Origin of the sequence: Cohnella algarum (genome assembly GCF_016937515.1) — a bacterium.
In the GTDB taxonomy this organism is placed as follows: Bacteria; Bacillota; Bacilli; order Paenibacillales; family Paenibacillaceae; genus Cohnella; species Cohnella algarum.
Map to the genome: position 1 here is coordinate 2,825,605 of NZ_JAFHKM010000002.1, position 17,382 is coordinate 2,842,986.

Genomic DNA, 17,382 nt, shown 5'->3' on the forward strand with positions numbered 1-17,382 from the left:
ACAGCCGCTTCCGGTTGGGTCAAATTTACTCATCTCACCCCACCGCCGCGCGCTGACGATCAAGCAGACGTTTTCCCCATACCGGCGTATTTTTATCGAAAATTGATGCTTAAGCCACTGGTCTTTTGTCGGACCGGGCCGATCTGACATGTCGTTTAGTACAGTTTTTGTACAGATCCTCCTGCTACTCTGTTATGGTGCTGTTCGTTAGCAACATGTGCGGAGAAAAAGATAGATGGACGAAATCAATGAATCGGGAGGCAGCTGTGAAAAGATTTTTGAAAACGATGGTCAATTTGCGCTTGTTGGCCGTGTTGCTTGTCGTTGCCTATGGAGCTTTCTCGGACGTGGGGGCGGCATCGGCCGCTTCGGCACCGCCGCTCGGCGCGGCCTCTGAGTCGGCCAAGCCGGACGTCATTCCGGAGCTGCCGGAAGCGGCGTTGTATGTCGCCGACTCGGACAAAACGGGCGAAGTGGTCGAGATCGCCGAGGAGGAAGTGCCGCTCGGAACCGTCGAAACGAAGGCCAAGCCGGACGTCATTCCGGAGCTGCCGGAAGCGGCGTCGTATGTCGCCGGCTCGGACGAAACGGGCGAAGTGATCGAGATCGCCGAGGAGGAAGTGCCGCTCGGAACCGTCGAAACGGAGGCGAAGCCGGACGTCATTCCGGAGCTGCCGGAAGCGGCGTCTTATGTCGCCGGCTCGGACGAAACGGGCGAAGTGATCGAGGTGGCCGAGGAGGAAGTACCGCTTGGAACCGTCGAAATGGCGGCGAAGCCGGACGTCATTCCGGAACTGCCGGAAGCGGCGTCGTATGTCGCCGGCTCGGACGAAACGGGCGAAGTGATCGAGGTGGCCGAGGAGGAAGTGCCGCTCGGAACCGTCGATCACGGCGTTGATGCCGCGAAGACGATCGAAGAGGACGAGGCGCCGCTTGGCACGCTGCCGCAGACCGGCGAGTCCGGTCCGCTTCCGTTTTACCTGTTCGGATCGGCGCTTGCCGTTTTCGGCGTTTGCCTGCTGCGCAAAAAACGCGTAAACTGACCGTATGAACGCGGGCCTGTCCGGCCTGAATGCGTCGCTGCATTCACGCTTCTCCACGGCCCAGGAGGGATAACGACATGAAAAAGCTGTACTTGCTTTTCATCCTGGCGGGCGTTTTTCTGATCTGCTACCCGCATCTGAACGAGTGGGTTCAGGACCGGAAGCAGGCGCAGTTGCTGGCTGCCGCGGAGCGGGAGCTGGCCGAAGCCGACGATCGGCTGTCGTCTTCCGTATCTACGCTAAAGAACGGCTTGGCGAAAGTGAACGCGCTATTGGAACAAAGCGCGCAGGAAGAAGAACCGGAGGAGCCCGACCCGTTTGCCGCGTACGCGGAGGACGAACGGCCGCTCGCCATCCTGACGATCGACAAAATCGACGTCAAGCTGCCGGTGCTCGAAGGGGCCACCAAGCAGAACATGAAGCACGCCGCGGCGCACATGACAGAGACGGCCGCGCTGGGAGAGGTCGGCAATGCCGCCGTCGCCGCGCATAGAGCCAGAACGAAGGGCCGCTTGTTCAACCGGCTCGACGAAGTGGAAATCGGCGACAAGATCGACGTCAAGACAAGCGAGGGCAGCTACAGCTACACGGTTTACGAAATCAAAATCGTGGAGCCGACGGAGCTTTCCGTGCTGGAGCCGAACGGAACGGACCGCATTTTGACGCTCATTACGTGCGATCCGCTCGTCAACCCCACGCATCGTCTGATCGTTCACGCCAAAATAACCGATTCCGCCGCGACGGCGGATTAAAAACTGCTTTTCTATTTCGACAAATAATGGTATAATTTTTATGTAAAAGCTTATCACGATAACGGCAAACCTGTCGAAAGGCAGGGACGCAAAGCTACAGGGCCTTCCTCCGAGCGAGATGGCAGCCAGTTGCCGAACGACATGGCTTTTTTTGTTTTTTCGAAGCCTCTGAAAACTTTACCGATAATGGCATACCTGTCGAAAGGCAGGGACGCAAAGCCATAGGGCCTTCCTCCTAGCGAGATGGCAGCCTGGCCGCCGAAGGGAGTTTTACGAATGCGCAAGCTCGCGTTCGCGACCGCCGCGATCGTTATATTGTTTACCATGTTGTTTGGCGCCGCAGCCTACGCCGCCAACGAAACCGGCGCGGAATGGCTGGACACGACAAAGCTGGATACCGGGGCGGTCGGCGTGCGCTATGCAGTCAAAGCCGACGTCAAAACGAAGGCCATGATCGTCAAGGACACCGGAAAATATACCTATACGCTCAGAGCGGACAAGCCTGTCGAATGGTTCCCTCTGCAGTTGGGCAACGGCGACTACACGGTGACGATTCTGGAAAACGTCAGCGGCAATCAGTACAAAGTCGTGGACAAGGCAACGCTGACGCTCGCTTTGCAGGACGGCACGGCCGTTTATTTGAACCAGGTACAGAACATCGATTGGACGCCGAACAGCATCGCCGTTCAAAAGGCGAAGGAACTGACGCAGAACAAAAAGACGGACGCCGAAAAGGTGGCCGCCGTTTACCGATACGTAATCGACAACGTCAAGTACGACAAAGAGCTCGCGGCCGCAGCCACGCCGGATTACCTGCCGCAAATCGACCGCACGTTCGCCAGCAACAAGGATATCTGCTACGGCTACGCCGCCTTGACGGCCGGCATGCTGCGCGCGCTCGATATCCCGACGAAGCTGGTGACGGGCAAAACGACGTACGTAACCGAGTACCATGCCTGGAATCAAGTGTTTCTGGACGGCCAATGGGTGACGATCGATACGACGGTCGACGCCGGACTCAAAGCCGGCAAGCAAGATTTCCAAATGATCAAGGATGCCGCTCTCTATACGACGGACAAGGTGTACTAAAGCCTTGGAATTTGCAAAAAAAGCCCAGGAAGCTCCGAGCCGCAGCGCGGTTTTCGGGGCTTTTTTTCAGATCGAAATCGAGCGTTCAGTTTCTGTACAGTTCAAACGGCTATACTTGAATGAGCGATATTCGGGGCCGGCAATGGGTCGTTCGTCCCGAAATTTCAGGCAACGAAACGAAAGAGGTAAGGATATGTTTGCTTTTGGAGGAAATTCAATCGTAACGGTAATGATCGTCTACGCGCTCGCAGCCGTGAATTTATATGCCTGCCTGAGCTTCGCGGGCAAGATCGGGCTTTCGAAAGGGGAAAAAGGGCGGCTCGCCGCGGTTCAGGCGGCGGTGACCGTCGTTTTCGGCATCGGGACGGATTTTTTCTCGGAAATGATCGACGTTTCCCGGACGTTTCCGTTTCTTTTCGCTTTAACTTCGGTTCTGGTGGCGCTGATCGCCGTCGTCACGGCCGTGCTGATGGCCAGCTGGATCATGGACGAAAAAAGCCTGAACCTGCGCCAATGCATGGCGGGGACGACGCTGCTGGCCGCAGGGTTGTCGTCGATGCATTACAACGGCTTGGCCGCCCCTTGGCTTATGGAGGTCTACGATCCCAATCTCATCGCGATCGTCGCGATTACGGCCGTCGTCGCCATCGCAGGGGTCAGCTGCATTTTTCCCAGGCTTGCCAAAGGGGCGATCGCCGCAGCCATTTTAGGTTATATGATGGTGCCCGCCGCGCTGAACGTCAGCCATTTCATGGCGGCATTGGTTCTGGTGTGGCTGCTTTCGCTGCTGGGCATGTACGTGCTGCAAAGAACGCGAGATTCGAAAACGGCAGACGCCGGAGAAAATGCCTATAAATCGTTGTACGAGAACAGCCGGGACGGAATCGTTCTGATCGACAGCCAGTATAAAATCGTCGGATTGAACGCTTCGGCCGCTTCCATCACGGGCATGGAAAGCCGGCAATTGCGAGGCAAGCCGCTTTCCTCCGTGCTTGACCGCGTGCCGCCGGAAGTCCGGCGGAAAACGAAAAAGCTGTTTTTGCTTTCGTTGCGCGCTCCCGAACAGCGTCCTTGCGAGATGCCGTTTCTCGACGCCAAAGGACAGCGGCGCGAGCTTCAGGTGACGCGAATTCCCGTTCGGGTCGAACTGGACGGGGAGGAGGTGCGAAGCTTTATCGTCATCAAGGATATTACGAGCGAAAAACGGGCGGTCGAGCAGATTCGTTACCTGGCCTATCACGACGAGCTGACGAAGCTGCCGAACCGGAGAATGTTCAACAAAACGTTGGAAGAGGAAATTCGATCGAGCCGGGAAACGGGCAAGCCGTTCGGCGTCATGATCGTCGATATGGACGGGTTCAAAAAAATAAACGACGCGTTCGGCCATACGCAAGGCGATCTTTTTCTGAGACAGGCGACGGAACGGATCCAGGGCTGCCTGAGCGGAAGCCAGGCCATGCTCGCCCGCATAGGCGGGGACGAATTCGCCGTAATCTGCCGGGGAGAGCGGCTGGGGGAGGAAATGGCGGACCTGGCCGACCGGATCGTCCAGGCTATGCATCGGATTCCCGAGGGGATCGTATACGGCGTACAGGCTTCGGCCAGCATCGGCATCGCCGTTTTTCCGCAGGACGGGGACACCGCCGGGCAGTTGATGGACCATGCCGACGCCGCCATGTATGACGTCAAGAAGAAGGGCAAAAACGGCTTTCAAATGTACAAAAGCGACCGCACGCCGCCGTTTCCGGAAGCCTCGTTGGACGTCTGACCCGGAAGCGGGCGGCGCGCGGCTTGATTCAGGCGTCGGCCGGATATCCCGCCCTGGACGTCTCGCCGACCTCCGCAAGCTCGCCGGCGGCGGCGAGCTTGTCGACCGCCAGAACGAACATGGCGTGCGACCAGGTGAGGGGGACGATCCATGCCGGAGCTCCGCTGGCTTTGTCAACCTGTTCGGGCAGCAGGCCGGTTTCGGTGCGGTGATCGATCGCCCAGCGCAGCAGCTTGCGCGCCTCCTCGTATTGTCCGATCTCGGTCCGGTAGTGGGCGAGCCACAACGTCGTCAAAATCCACGGATTGCCCCCGATGTATGGATCGTTCTCATACCGTTTGATCCCTCCGACGACGGGCGAGGTCAGCTTGCGCTCGATCGCATCGGCCTGCCGCCGCATGTAGTCGTGCTCCGGAGGCAGCACGCCGAACGGGGTCGAGACGCCGAGCAAGCTGATGTCGACCGTCGGATCGTATTTCAGCCGGTATACGGGATAGCCCTTTGCCGTATGCTCGACGCCGCCTTCCGCGCCGCGGGCGACGGCGCGCTCGTACTCCTCGCGGCCGACCTTCAGATGAAGCCCGCGGTAAAAGCTGCCTTCCGCCTCGTTCCAGCAATCGTTCTCGATCGCTTCGGCGATGCGGTCCGCCATCCGCTCCCAGGCCGCGGCCGAATCGTCGTCCCCCATCAGCCGGGCGAACGAGGACGCGGCGCGCAGCCCCGCGGAGACGGCGGCCGCCGAATACGTGTGCTCGGCGTCGCGCTCCTCCCACAGGTCGACGCTCGGCTTCGGAAGGCCGGTGTCCGGGTCGACGAAGCCGGCGAGAAACGCCGCGCCCTTGGCCACGGTCGGCCACATGCGGCGGGCGAAGCTTTCGTCGCCGGTTGCGGCGTAATGCTGCCACATCCCCCAGACAATGGAGCCGCCTTCGTCGATCTGCAGTCCCCACGAGGGAGCGAGGCTGCCGTCGTGGTAATGGCGCTGCTGCCAGGACCCGTCCGCCTCCTGCGCGCTCAGCGTCCATTCGTAGAAGCGCCGGGACGCTTCCGTCAGCCCGGTCCGGTCGAGCGCCGTCGTGATGAACGCCGCGTCGCGCCCCCAGCAGAACGAATAGCCGCCGCAGCGGGAAAAGCTCTCGTCCGCCTCGGGAGCGGCAAGCAGGCTGCCGGTCTGCGAGTCGGACATCAGCTTGAACATGAGAACGGACCGTTCGTACAGCTCCGCAAGCGCCCTGTCGCCGCCCGGGCACGGCCGCGCCCCGCGCAGCTCGGAGTGCCAGTAGATGCGGGTCGCCTCCAGCCATTGCGAAACCGGCCTTTCCTTCGTCTCCGCCAGCCGCAGCAGCGCCTCCGGCATCGTCGTTCCCGCCGCGATGTAGACTGGAAGAGTGGCGCTTTCGCCGCCTTTCAGCTTCAAATCCCAAGCCATCGCCCCGTCCGGCCGCATGTCGATCGCGTTGCCGTTCAACTCTCCGCGAACCGCCGCTTCCCAGGCGGAACCGCATTGAAATTCCGCGCAAACGTTTGCGCCCGAGACGGCAAAAAAAGACCGCTTATGGAAGTGAACGATCGCATCCGCGTCTTCGCGGAACGTCGTCGTGTTGTACAAGGGGCTTTCGTTGACGTGAAAAGAAGAATACCAGACGAAACGGAACGAGACCTCGCCGGCCGTCTCGTTCGTGAACGTATAATGGCGCACGTGAACGTCTCCTTCGGGAAGCGAAAAATCCCGCTGCAGGACGGAGAGAGGGAAGCCGTTGCGGCTCGCCTCGGTCCGGACGATATTGGTGCCGGGTTCGTAGGCGATTCGATGCTCCCAGCCGTCCGCGGCATCGTCGAACCAGGTCGCGGCGGAATCGGCTCCGGAAAGCCGGATGCCGGTCCGAATCGCATCTACGTGCTGGGGATGGTCGATATGGGGCCACCACAGGCGGTACAGCCGGCCGGTCCGCCCCAGCGAACCGAGCATCCGGCCGTTGCCGACGATGGCGTCGATCAGATAAGGTTTGTTGGACATGTCGGTTCAGCTCCTTTTTAACGCGGGATTGATGGACGAATCGCGAACGACGAGCCGGTGCGGGATGATGACCGGATTTTGCAGCGACGGCTCTCCCTGCACGCGACGCAGCAGCGCCTGAACGGCGGTATAGCCGAGCTGATAGGTGCCGATATCGATCGAGCTGAGCGGCGGCGAAGCGAGCTCCGCCAGCGGAATGTTGTTGAAGCCGACGACGCAAATATCGTCCGGCACGCGATAGCCGAGCTCGGACAGCCCCCTCATGACGCCGAAGGCGACGTTGTCGTCGATGACGACAAGCGCGGTCGGGCGCTCCGGCAAGCCCATGACGAACGACATCGCCCGAAACCCGCTCTCCTGCAAAAACTCGCCCTCGACGATCCAGTCGGGGCGCGCGGCCAGCCCCGATTCGGCCAGCGCCTTTTCATAGCCTTTCAGCCGGTCGTGGGACAGCGTAAGGTTCGGCGGTCCGCTGACGAAGCCGATGCGCTCGTGGCCTTGGGCGATCAGATGCCGGGTCGCGTCGTACGCGGCGAGCACGTTGTTGTTGTCGACCATCAGCGCGTCGGCGTACGCTTCGCTGCGTCCGATCAGCACGAACGGAAACGACTCCTCCTGCAAAAACGAGATGATCGGATCGTCCCGGCGCGAGCTGAGCAGGACGATTCCGTCCACCCGGCGCCCCCGGACGAGCCGGGAAATCGTTCCGACCTCGTCCTGGTCGGAAGTGGCCGTCGTCATGAGCAAATCATAGCCCATGCGCGTCGCCTGGGTGACGACGCCGCGCAGCAGCTCGCCGAAAAAATCGTTGCGGAACAGCTCCTCCGCGGGCCTCGGCAGCATGATGCCGAGCGTGTGCGTCGTTTTGGAGACGAGGCTCTTGGCCATCACATTGGGGTGGTAGCCGAGCTCTTCCATAATTTTTTTGACTTTGCGCGACGTTTCGATGCTGATGCGCGGATGGTTCGAGACGACCCGCGATACCGTCGAGGGCGAAACGCCGGCGAGCTTTGCGATATCTTTGATGGTGACCATGCCGATTTCACCTTTCTGCAATCGTTTGAACAAGACATCCCTAATGTTAAAGCAAAGCGGTTTCAATGTAAATACAAAACGTTGAAAACGGATTCTTGAAGCCGAAAAAACGAGCCATTTACTGTAAAACGGCGTTTTCGGGAGAAAAACAGCAGGTTTTTTGGGGAAAATACCGGATATGATCTGTGCAAACGTTTTTACAAGCGTTTCGGCATGTTGTATGATGAGGATGTGAATACAGCGCTTTCATCATGAGGATTTCCTGAACCGACGGCTATTGCCGGTATTTGCGGGAGAATCGACGGTCTTTAAGGCCCATTTGGACAAACGTTTGCACTGAAGGGGGCGAGCTCCTTGATCGCGCAAATTCCGGTCCGCTCGCAAACCGCACCTTCGGCAAAAGGGATCGCGACATGAGAAAGGCGCGTGCAATGAAGAAAAACGAACACGGAAGGGGAAAGTCAAATGAGGAAATGGATCGGTATTTTGCTTGCGAGTACGATGGTATTCGCTCTTGCGGCATGCGGAGGAAACAACGGCAACAGCCAGCCTTCGGCTTCCGCGTCTCCGTCCGCCACCGCTTCGGAATCGTCTTCGCCGTCCGCGTCGCCCGATGCAAGCGAATCCGCGGCGCCGGAGCTTACGCCGGAGCCGGGCGCGAGCCTTATGATTTGGGAAGACGAAAACCAGCGGATTTTCATCGAGGAAATGGCGAAGGAATTCGAAGCGCAATACGGCGTTCCGGTCAAGTTCGAAAAGGTTCCGCCGACCGACCAGGTGACGAAGCTGACGACCGACGGTCCGGCCGGCATCGCCGCCGACGTCGTCGTGTTCCCTCACGATCAGATCGGGCGCGCGGCTACCGCCGGCCTCGTCTTGCCGAACGACGTTTTCGAGGAAGAAACGAAAACCGGCAACCAGGAAAACGCGGTTAACGCCGTTACGTTCGAAGACGTGATCTACGGCTACCCGTACACGGTCGAGACGTACGCCCTCATCTACAACAAGGCGCTCATTCCGGAAGCTCCCAAGACGTTCGAGGAAATCATCGAATTCGCCAAAACGTTCAACGACCCGAAAAACAACAAATACGCGATCATGTGGGAACTGCAGCAATTTTATTACAACTTTGCGTTCCTCGGCACGACCGGCGGCTACATGTTCGGCGACAACAACACGAACAAGGACGATATCGGCCTGAACAACGAAGGCGCAGTCAAAGGCGGACAATTCCTGCAAAGGCTGCAAAAGGAAGTTCTCCCGGTCAAAACGGGCGACGTCAACTACGATATCAAAAAAGGCCTCTTTACCGCAGGCACGCTGGCAATGGACATCAACGGTCCTTGGGCGCTTACCGATTACCGGAATGCCGGCATCGATTTCGGCGTCGCTCCGATGCCGACGATCGACGGCAACACCTTCAATTCGCTCTCCGGGGTTAAAGCTTACTACGTCAACGCGTTCTCGCAATATCCGAACGCCGCCAAGCTGTTCGCCCGGTTCCTCTCCAGCAAGGAAGCGCAGCTGAAAAACTTCGAGCTGAACGGCATTCTTCCATCCAACAAGGATGCGGCCGCAGATCCGAAGGTAAGCGGCGACGCCGTCACGATCGCGTACCTCGAGCAATTCGCGAACTCGACGACGATGCCGGCCATTCCGGAAATGGGCAGCGTCTGGAATCCGATCACGGCGGGCATTACCGAGATCTGGGACGAAGGCAAGGACGTCAAGACGACGCTGGACAAAGCGGTTCAGCAAATCAAGGAAGGCATCGCTTCGACGCAATAAGTCACCGTAACGCGGTTCACCCGCCGGCACGAGTTCCGGCGGGTGATTCCCGCATTTTAACGGAAGGAGCCGGACGGCATGAAACAGCATCGTACAACCGCGACCGTACTGTCCATTCTGGTGCAGGGGCTCGGTCAAATTTACAACGGGCAGCGGATTAAAGGCATCGTTTTGCTGCTGATCGAAGCGCTGGGCCTTATTTATTTGATTCCGCGTCTGGGCGACGCGATCTGGGGTCTCGTCACGCTCGGAGAGACGACCCAGAGATTCGAGAAGGTCAACAATTCCACGCAACTGGTGCCGGGCGACCACTCGATTTTTCTCATGCTCGACGGCTTGATCGTCGTGTTCGTTTTCCTTTTGTTTATCGCGGCGTACGTGTTGAACGTTCAAGACGCCTATAGAACGGGCGCGCTTCGGGACGAGGGCGCCGAGCTGAAAAGCTTCAAACAGTCCTATCAAAGCCTGTCGGGCAAATATTTTCCGTATTACATGCTGTCCGTTCCGGCCATCGGCGTTCTGTTTTTTACGATCATGCCGATCATATTCACGATACTTCTGGCGTTTACGAACTATTCGGCGCCTGACCATATCCCTCCGGCCAAGCTCATCGACTGGGTCGGCTTCAAGACGTTCAAGGACCTGCTGTTTCTGAAAAGCTGGAGCAATACGTTTTTCGGCGTGCTGCTCTGGACGATCGTGTGGGCGGTCGTGGCGACCGTGACAACGTATTTCGGCGGCGTACTCGTCGCCTTGCTCATCGAACAGCGGGGAATCCGGTTCAAAAAGCTGTGGCGCACCATCTTCATTTTGCCTTACGCGGTGCCCCAGCTCATTTCGCTGCTGATCATGAAAAATCTGTTCAACGGCCAGTTCGGCCCGATCAACCAGTATTTCCGGGCGTTCGGTCTCGAAGGCCTGCCGTGGCTGACCGATCCGTTCTGGGCGAAGGTGACGGTCATCGTCGTCAACATGTGGCTCGGCATTCCGGTCAGCATGGTGCTCATCCTCGGCGTCCTGACGGCGATCCCGAAGGATTTGTACGAAGCGGCCGAGGTGGACGGCGCCAGCCCCTTCCAAAAGTTCCGCATCATTACGATGCCGTTCATCCTGTTCGCGACGACTCCGGTGCTTATTATGCAATTCGCGGGAAACATCAACAACTTCAACGTCATTTTCCTGCTGACGAACGGCGGTCCGATCAAGGGCGACTACCAGTTTGCGGGGGCGACCGACCTGCTCGTCACCTGGCTCTACAAGCTGACGCTCGACAACAGCAAGTTCAACGTCGCTTCGGCGATCGGCATTATCATTTTCCTGATGATCGCTTCGTTCTCCATCTGGAATTTCCGGCGGTCTCGGTCGTTTAAAGAGGAGGACATGATCCAATGAACAAGCGGAAAAGCAAAGTCCGGCTGACGCTCAGCTACATCGTCCTGATCGCCATCGCGGTCGTCTCGATCTATCCCGTGCTGTGGGTCGTGCTTTCCTCGCTGCGGCCGGGAGCCGCGCTGTATGCCGAAAGCATGTGGCCGAGCCAGTTTACGATCGAGCATTACCGCGAGCTGTTCACGAACAAGTCGTTCCCGTACGGGACGTGGTATTTGAACACGCTCAAAATCGCGACTCTGTCGATGATTTTCTCCACGATTCTGGTCACGCTCGGCATGTATTCGCTGTCGCGCTTCCGCTTTCGCGGCCGGAAGTCGGCGCTTACGGTCATGCTCGTGCTCGGCATGTTCCCCAGCTTCATGAGCATGATCGCGCTTTACATCATTTTGCTGCAGCTCAAGCTGCTGGATACGCACGCGGCGCTCGTCATCGTATATTCGGCCGGCGCGGTGCTGGGCGGCTTCATCGTCAAGGGCTTCTTCGACACGATTCCGCGCAGTCTCGACGAGGCGGCCCGGATTGACGGAGCGAGCCACTTCAAGGTGTTTACCCGCATCATGCTTCCGCTGTCCCGTCCGATGCTGACTTACGTTGCGCTGACGAGCTTCACCGGCGCCTGGGTCGACTTTATTTTCGCCCGCCTCGTGCTGCGGACGAAGGAGAAATGGACGCTCGCCGTCGGCATGTGGGATCTCGTCAACAGCTACCAGAACAGCAATTTTACGCTGTTTGCCGCGGGCTCGGTGCTGATCGCCATCCCGATTACGCTGCTGTTCATCTTCCTTCAGCGCTTTCTCGTGCAGGGGCTTACGTCGGGGGCGTCCAAAGGATGAGGCGAGCGGCCGTCTGGCTGATTCTGATCGGCCTGCTGGCAGGCTGTACCGGGGGAGGAGGAGACGCTTCTCCCCCTGCCGCCGTTTCGGCTCCGGCGTCCGGCGAAGCGGCGGCCCCGGGGTCCGATTCGGCCGGAACGGGCGCGGGATCGGGCGAATCCAAATCTCCGTCGCCCGCATCGCCCTCGCCTGCGTCGTCGCTCGCGCCGGCGGCCGGCTGGGAGGCGGACGAGCAGCCCTCCGCCGTTTACTACGAAATTTTCGTCCGATCGTTTTACGACAGCGACGGGGACGGCATCGGGGATTTGAACGGAGTCGCCGAGAAGCTCGACTATTTGGGCGAATTGGGCGTCGGCGGCATCTGGCTCATGCCGATCAACGCTTCGCCGAGCTACCACGGCTACGACGTGACGGACTATTATGCCGTTCACTCCGATTACGGGACGTTGGAGGATTTCCGCCATTTGCTCGAAGCGGCGCACGCGCGGGGCATCAAGGTCATTATGGACCTCGTCGTCAACCATACGAGCAGCGAGCATCCGTGGTTCAAGGAGGCGCTGGCCGATCCCGACAGCCCTTACCGCAGCTGGTATACGATCCGCCCGTCGGCCGAAAAGACGCCTTCCGACAACGCGGCCTCTTCCGGAAGCCCCTGGCATGATGCCGGCAACGAAAAGTACCTCGGCATTTTCTGGGGCGGGATGCCGGATCTGAATTTCGACGAGCCGGCCGTTCGCGAGGAAATGATCGAGATCGGCCGTTTTTGGCTGGAGCAGGGCGTCGACGGCTTCCGGCTGGACGCGGCCAAGCATATTTACGGGGATTTCGCCTCGACCGTGCATTCGGAGGAGGTCGCCGCGAAAAACAAAGCGTGGTGGCAGGAGTTCCGGAAGGGGCTTCGCGAAACAAATCCGGATGCGTACCTGGTCGGCGAGATTTGGGACTCGACGTCGATGATCGCGCCGCTGCTCGATCGGGCGCTCGATTCCGGATTCAACTTCGATCTGGCGGGACGCATTCTCGACGCGGCGCAAGGGGAACGGGACCCGGATGTCGCGTTCGGATTGAAGCGGGTGTACGGGGCGTACGGCAAAGCCTCGGGCGGCGCGTTCACGGACGCCGTCTTTCTCGCCAACCACGACCAGAACCGCGTCATGAGCGTGCTCGGCGGAAACGCGGACCGGGCAAGGATGGCGGCGGCGGTGCTGCTTACGCTGCCGGGCAACCCGTTTCTGTACTACGGCGAGGAGATCGGCATGCTCGGCATGAAGCCGGACGAAGCGATCCGCGAGCCGATGCTTTGGTACGAGGGAGCGGAGGGCGGCCCGGGGCAGACGTCCTGGCAAACGCCGCGATACAGCAAGCCGGGGACGGTTTCCGTCGAAGCGCAGGAGCGGGACGAGCGGTCGCTGCTGCGTCATTACCGGACGCTGATCGGGTGGCGCAACGAGCTTCCCGAGCTGAGGGACGGGGATATCGACGAATATAAAACCGGCAACCCGAAGCTCGGCGCGTTTATCCGCAAAACGGGCGATTCCCGCGTGCTCGTCGTGCACAATATGTCGGGCGAGCCGCAGGAGGCCGAGCTTGCGCCGTCGGGGCTATACGGCAGCTTTCAGAAAATCGAGCGGCAGACGGGCGGCGAAACGGACACGGCTGCCCTTGACGGCACGACGCTCCGGCTTGCGCCCTACAGCTCGGTCGTCCTCCGGTAGCGCGGATCGGGAGCGCTCGGCTGGCCGTGCGGAGGGCCGCGGCGGGAGACGGGGACGCCGATCGACGCGACCGGGCGGACGGCCCGGTCGCTGTCCGTTTCAAGGAAGCCGGAACGTCAGCTTGCCGCCAAGCCCGGCCGCGTCGTACGGCTCCTGAAGCAGCGCGTGCATGATGTCCGTCGCCGCGCGGGCCTTGTCCGCATCCGGCACGATTTTCCCGGTCCGCTCCGGCAAATATTCCGGGCAATCGGAGGTGCACACGACGATCATGCCGTCCGGGTCGGCGAACTTCATCAGGCGCAGGGCCAGAAATTCGTTGAACACGACGAGCGGCTTGTCCCGGTGTTTGCCGATAAAGGCTTCGATCGCGCCGGCGTCTCCGTCCGCCGCCAGAATCGCCTCATCGCCGAGTCCGCTCGCATCGCGAATTGCCTTGGCGATCGTCCGGTTATGGTAACGCTCGTGGATGACGGCGAACGGGCGGCCTTTGCCCGCGATTTCGCCGGCAAGCTCGAACAGCCCGTCGAAATCGGGCGATACGTGCCGGAACAGCGGATCGTCGACGATGCTGTCGATCAGCACGACCGGCGAGCCGAACGGAAATTTTTCGGAAACGGCATAAAAGGAGTCCTCGCTGGCGTCGATGACGAAGACCCCGTCCAGCTTGCGCTCGGCAATGATCGCGAAATTCGGCTTGCCCGGGTCGATGCGGGACACCATCAGATGGTAGTTCCGGTCGTTGCTGAGCCTCTCGAGCCGGTCGATGAATTTGCCGTAGCTGATATGCTTGGAGACGAGATCGCTCTCTTCGGCGACAAGAAGCGCGCCGAGCAGGTTCGTCCGGCCGACGGACAGGGAACGGGCGGTCAGGTTCTGGATATAGTTCAGCTTTTCGGCCGCTTCGTAGACGCGGTTGCGCGTCTCCTGCGGGATCGTCTGGTTCGTTACGTTGTTCAGCACATAGCTGACGGTAGCGACGGAAACGCCGGCTTCCCGGGCCACGTCGCGAAGTGTCGGTTTTTTGGCCAACGGCTTCTCCTCGCCTTCGATTTCGTATTCACATCATAATGGGGGGAAATGACAGGTGTCAATTCTTTACAAACTTAGGGTTGACAGCGAAGAATTCCCCCTTTTATAATCAAATTAACTTAACCGGTTAAGTTATAAGTTGAAGGCAAGATGCGAATTTTCGAATTCGATTTTCGAATGAAAGAGGTGAATTTCTTGACCGACGGAGGTTCGCGAATCGTCTCCATCCCGGACGTGAGGGCGACGAGACTGAACAACGCCCGGGAAATCCGGGTCTATTTGCCGCCCGGTTATGATCGCGACCCGAGCAAGCGGTATCCGGCCGTTTACATGCATGTCGGCCAGCACGCGTTCGAATCGAGAAAAAGGTCCGGCGAATCGTGGAACATGCACAAGGTGCTGGACCGGCTGATCGGAGAGGAGCGAATCGAGGGCGTGCTGCTTGTCGCCGTCGACCATGTGGCCGAGGAGGGGCGAGCGAGTTTTTTCACGATTCGTGCGTTCACCCGATCCGGTGCCTGGGGGAAGCGTACGAGCATTTTTTGATCCATGAGCTGAAGCCGCTGATCGACCGGACGTTTCGGACGAAGCCGGAGCCGGAGCATACCGCCCTGATCGGGGCGTCCGCGGCGGGCATTTCCGCGTACACGATCGGGCTGCGGAATCCCGGTATTTTCGGCAAAATCGCGGCGCTGTCCCCCTATTTTGTCCACGTCGATCCGCTCACGCTGGAGGAAAAGCGGCAGTACCGGCCCTATCCGATCGCCCCGGGGCAGCAAGTTTGGATCGACATCGGGGGAGCGGAAGGATTTTTCATGCCCCGCCACGTGCGCCAGGTCGCCGTGGAGTGGCTGGAGGCGGGCATCGGGCAGGGCGAGAGGTTCCATTTCTATCACGAACCGGAAGCGGCGCACTCGGAGACCGATTGGGGCGGGCGAGCCCATTTGCCGCTGATCCGCTTTTTCGGAAAAAAGGGCGAGCCCGTTCGCGCAGCGCTTTACGGGCCGGATACGGTCGGCATCGAGGGAGCGGCGGAATGTCTGAACGCGGTGGTCGAGCTTTCGAACGGCCTCGCGTTCAGCGATTTGCGGGGGACGTACGAGGTCGACCGCCCCGACGTGCTCGAGGTGAAGCCGGACGGAACGATCGTGCCGAAAGCGCCGGGCGCGGCGACGATCCGGTACCGCAACGGAAAAGCGGAGGCTTGGCGAGAGTGCCGGGTCGTGGAACGGCTCGACCCTTACGTGCACGCGGACATCGAAATCGAGGTTCCCGAATCGACGCCGCCCGATTCCCGCATTTACGCGACGTTCGAGGTGCCGAAAATTCGCGATGCGCTGTACGGGGGCCGGGTGCGGCTGCCGAGAGGCTTTAATCTGCGCTTCATGATTACGCGCGGATACGGCCGGGACGAGGCGGATGCCGGCTTCAGGCCCGCTCCGCTCCGCAGGTTGTCCGCGTTCAGCGATTGCAAGGTCCGGTTCAAGGTGGACAATTGGATGGATCTGATGCCGGGTGCGGAAAGGGGGAAGGGCGAAGCCGGCTGGTAGGCAAAAAGAATAGCTTGAACGGGGATAGGAGGGACGTTCGTGGAAGTTTCGCGTCCGCTGGAGAAAAAGAAGCCGTTACTGCGAAGGATGACGCCGGCGCCGGCGCCGGATTCGGAGCGCCCGCTCCGGAAAAACCGGCCGTTCCTGTGGATCATGGCGGGCAATACGATTTCGGTGTTCGGCGATTGCTTCAACGGAATCGCGTTAAGCTTGTGGGTGCTGCAAACGACGGGCAGCGCCAAGCTCATGGCCGCGGTCCAAATCTGCTACATGGCGACGACGATCCTGTTCGGCACCTTGGCCGGAACCGTGGCGGACCGCGTCGACCGGCGCAAGCTGATGCTGCTGTCCGACTTTTTGCGGGCGGGCATCGCGGCCGCGCTCGCCGTCTGTCTGTTTTATCTTCATGCGCCGTTTCCGGTTATGCTCGCGCTCGTGACGCTGTCGGCGTTCTCCAGCCTGTTTCAGGGTCCCGCGTTCCACGCCTCGGTCACGCAGCTGGCCGGCAAGGAACGCATCCAGCAGGCGACGAGCGCCGTGCATTTGACGGACAATGTCGCCCGGATATCGGGCCTGGCGCTGGCCGGGGTGGCCGTCGCCGCATTCGGCGGCTTCGCCGCGATGCTGTTCACCTCGGTTACGTTTTTTCTGTCGGGCATTTGCGTGCTGGCCGCGGGGGCCTTTTCTTCCGCGGGCAGCAAGACGGCGGAGAGGGCGCCGTTTTTCGCGGATTGGAGCGGCGGCTTCGCGTTCATCCGGAAGGACGCGCTGATCCGGTCGATCGTCATTTTGAATCCGCTGCTGATCCTTTTCTTCATGTCTTCCCTTATGCTCATCCAGGTCGTCGCCGTCAAAGACTGGAAAGCCGGGCCGATCGCCTTCGGCCTGATCGAAATGTGCATCCCGCTCGGCTATATGATCGGCGCCGGTCTGATCTTGTCTTTCAGTTCCCGGCTGGGACGCAGGGGATGGTGGGTCATGACCGGGCTGGTCGCGCTCGGCCCCGTTTTTGTCGCGATTTCCTTCATGCCCGCCGCTCCGGCCGCGCTTCCGCTTATTTTGGCCGCCGGCATCATGTTTGCTTTCTGTACGATGCTGACCCAAATTATTTTGCGCTCGGAGGTCGAACTTGATATGCAGGGGAGAATTTACGGCACGATGGGCGCCATTACGAACGTGGCGCCGACGCTCGGGCTTGCCGTCACGTCCGCGCTGGCGGACGAGTGGGGGGCGACCCGGGTGCTGGAAGCCGTCGGCTTGTGCCTGCTGGTTTCCGGCGTTGCGGCCGTCTGGCTGTTGAAGCCGATTCGCAACTATCGTTGAGGATTGCGTTCGCCGGCCGAGAAGGCGGCGGCGGAACGGCCCGCGAAT

14 protein-coding genes and 2 riboswitches are annotated in these 17,382 nt (G+C 60.0%); of the genes, 11 read left to right on the forward strand and 3 right to left on the reverse strand.

Going from position 1 to position 17,382, the window contains the following annotated elements; translation table 11 throughout:
- The first annotated feature begins 266 nt into the window (after positions 1 to 266).
- The 4 genes from JW799_RS29625 (at position 267) to JW799_RS12915 (ending at position 4,652) form a co-directional block, all read left to right on the forward strand.
- Positions 267 to 1,043 carry an LPXTG cell wall anchor domain-containing protein gene (locus JW799_RS29625; RefSeq protein ID WP_205430116.1) on the forward strand — a complete coding sequence of 259 codons (777 nt, stop codon included), beginning with the start codon at positions 267 to 269 and terminating at the stop codon, positions 1,041 to 1,043.
- A gap of 77 nt (positions 1,044 to 1,120) precedes the next feature.
- The gene (locus JW799_RS12905; protein ID WP_205430117.1) at positions 1,121 to 1,795 is read left to right on the forward strand and encodes a class D sortase; all 675 of its coding nucleotides are present in this window, start codon (positions 1,121 to 1,123) and stop codon (positions 1,793 to 1,795) included.
- 53 nt (positions 1,796 to 1,848) lie between these two features.
- Positions 1,849 to 1,932, forward strand: a riboswitch (cyclic di-GMP riboswitch).
- 41 nt (positions 1,933 to 1,973) lie between these two features.
- Positions 1,974 to 2,058: riboswitch (cyclic di-GMP riboswitch) on the forward strand.
- 13 nt (positions 2,059 to 2,071) lie between these two features.
- Positions 2,072 to 2,884 carry a transglutaminase-like domain-containing protein gene (locus tag JW799_RS12910; RefSeq protein ID WP_205430118.1) on the forward strand — a complete coding sequence of 271 codons (813 nt, stop codon included), beginning with the start codon at positions 2,072 to 2,074 and terminating at the stop codon, positions 2,882 to 2,884.
- 193 nt (positions 2,885 to 3,077) lie between these two features.
- Positions 3,078 to 4,652: a diguanylate cyclase domain-containing protein gene (locus tag JW799_RS12915; RefSeq protein WP_205430121.1), complete on the forward strand. Its 1,575-nt coding sequence runs from the start codon at positions 3,078 to 3,080 to the stop codon at positions 4,650 to 4,652.
- A 28-nt stretch (positions 4,653 to 4,680) separates the two neighbouring features.
- On the opposite strand, the gene JW799_RS12920 is transcribed toward JW799_RS12915, so the two are convergent.
- Complete coding sequence (locus JW799_RS12920; protein WP_205430122.1) at positions 4,681 to 6,669, reverse strand: glycoside hydrolase family 15 protein; 1,989 nt, start codon at positions 6,667 to 6,669, stop codon at positions 4,681 to 4,683.
- Positions 6,670 to 6,675: 6 nt separating this feature from the next.
- Complete coding sequence (locus JW799_RS12925; protein WP_205430123.1) at positions 6,676 to 7,704, reverse strand: LacI family DNA-binding transcriptional regulator; 1,029 nt, start codon at positions 7,702 to 7,704, stop codon at positions 6,676 to 6,678.
- Between the two features lie 465 nt (positions 7,705 to 8,169).
- Between JW799_RS12925 and JW799_RS12930 the strand changes: the two genes are divergently transcribed.
- The 4 genes from JW799_RS12930 (at position 8,170) to JW799_RS12945 (ending at position 13,432) form a co-directional block, all read left to right on the forward strand.
- Positions 8,170 to 9,492, forward strand: coding sequence for a sugar ABC transporter substrate-binding protein (locus JW799_RS12930; protein ID WP_080832839.1), 1,323 nt, complete (start codon positions 8,170 to 8,172; stop codon positions 9,490 to 9,492).
- Between the two features lie 78 nt (positions 9,493 to 9,570).
- Entirely contained in the window at positions 9,571 to 10,884 is a 1,314-nt protein-coding gene (locus tag JW799_RS12935; protein WP_080832838.1) for a carbohydrate ABC transporter permease, read from the forward strand.
- Complete coding sequence (locus JW799_RS12940) at positions 10,881 to 11,717, forward strand: sugar ABC transporter permease (protein ID WP_205430124.1); 837 nt, start codon at positions 10,881 to 10,883, stop codon at positions 11,715 to 11,717. The genes JW799_RS12935 and JW799_RS12940 overlap by 4 nt, the downstream gene beginning before the upstream one ends.
- Positions 11,714 to 13,432, forward strand: coding sequence for an alpha-amylase family glycosyl hydrolase (locus JW799_RS12945; RefSeq protein WP_205430125.1), 1,719 nt, complete (start codon positions 11,714 to 11,716; stop codon positions 13,430 to 13,432). Before JW799_RS12940 ends, JW799_RS12945 begins: the two co-directional genes overlap by 4 nt.
- Positions 13,433 to 13,531: 99 nt before the next feature.
- Here JW799_RS12945 and JW799_RS29320 read toward each other — a convergent pair whose 3' ends face one another.
- Positions 13,532 to 14,461, reverse strand: coding sequence for a LacI family DNA-binding transcriptional regulator (locus tag JW799_RS29320; RefSeq protein WP_205430126.1), 930 nt, complete (start codon positions 14,459 to 14,461; stop codon positions 13,532 to 13,534).
- 195 nt (positions 14,462 to 14,656) lie between these two features.
- Here JW799_RS29320 and JW799_RS29325 point away from each other — a divergent pair, with 195 nt between their 5' ends.
- The 3 genes from JW799_RS29325 to JW799_RS12965 are packed head-to-tail and all read left to right on the forward strand — an operon-like array spanning position 14,657 to position 17,334.
- Positions 14,657 to 15,007: an alpha/beta hydrolase-fold protein gene (locus JW799_RS29325; RefSeq protein ID WP_205430128.1), complete on the forward strand. Its 351-nt coding sequence runs from the start codon at positions 14,657 to 14,659 to the stop codon at positions 15,005 to 15,007.
- Entirely contained in the window at positions 15,004 to 16,011 is a 1,008-nt protein-coding gene (locus JW799_RS12960) for an alpha/beta hydrolase (RefSeq protein ID WP_205430130.1), read from the forward strand. The genes JW799_RS29325 and JW799_RS12960 overlap by 4 nt, the downstream gene beginning before the upstream one ends.
- Positions 16,012 to 16,050: 39 nt before the next feature.
- Positions 16,051 to 17,334: an MFS transporter gene (locus JW799_RS12965; RefSeq protein ID WP_338026263.1), complete on the forward strand. Its 1,284-nt coding sequence runs from the start codon at positions 16,051 to 16,053 to the stop codon at positions 17,332 to 17,334.
- The last annotated feature ends 48 nt before the right edge of the window (positions 17,335 to 17,382 follow it).

What these genes read in the sequence shown, in the direction of transcription:
- JW799_RS12935 (WP_080832838.1), top strand. Translation starts at nt 9,571, where the DNA reads ATGAAACAGCATCGTACAACCGCGACCGTACTGTCCATTCTGGTGCAG.
- JW799_RS12905 (WP_205430117.1), top strand. Translation starts at nt 1,121, where the DNA reads ATGAAAAAGCTGTACTTGCTTTTCATCCTGGCGGGCGTTTTTCTGATC.
- JW799_RS12910 (WP_205430118.1), top strand. Translation starts at nt 2,072, where the DNA reads ATGCGCAAGCTCGCGTTCGCGACCGCCGCGATCGTTATATTGTTTACC.
- JW799_RS12920 (WP_205430122.1), bottom strand. Translation starts at nt 6,669, where the DNA reads ATGTCCAACAAACCTTATCTGATCGACGCCATCGTCGGCAACGGCCGG.
- JW799_RS12940 (WP_205430124.1), top strand. Translation starts at nt 10,881, where the DNA reads ATGAACAAGCGGAAAAGCAAAGTCCGGCTGACGCTCAGCTACATCGTC.
- JW799_RS12945 (WP_205430125.1), top strand. Translation starts at nt 11,714, where the DNA reads ATGAGGCGAGCGGCCGTCTGGCTGATTCTGATCGGCCTGCTGGCAGGC.
- JW799_RS12930 (WP_080832839.1), top strand. Translation starts at nt 8,170, where the DNA reads ATGAGGAAATGGATCGGTATTTTGCTTGCGAGTACGATGGTATTCGCT.
- JW799_RS12925 (WP_205430123.1), bottom strand. Translation starts at nt 7,704, where the DNA reads ATGGTCACCATCAAAGATATCGCAAAGCTCGCCGGCGTTTCGCCCTCG.
- JW799_RS12915 (WP_205430121.1), top strand. Translation starts at nt 3,078, where the DNA reads ATGTTTGCTTTTGGAGGAAATTCAATCGTAACGGTAATGATCGTCTAC.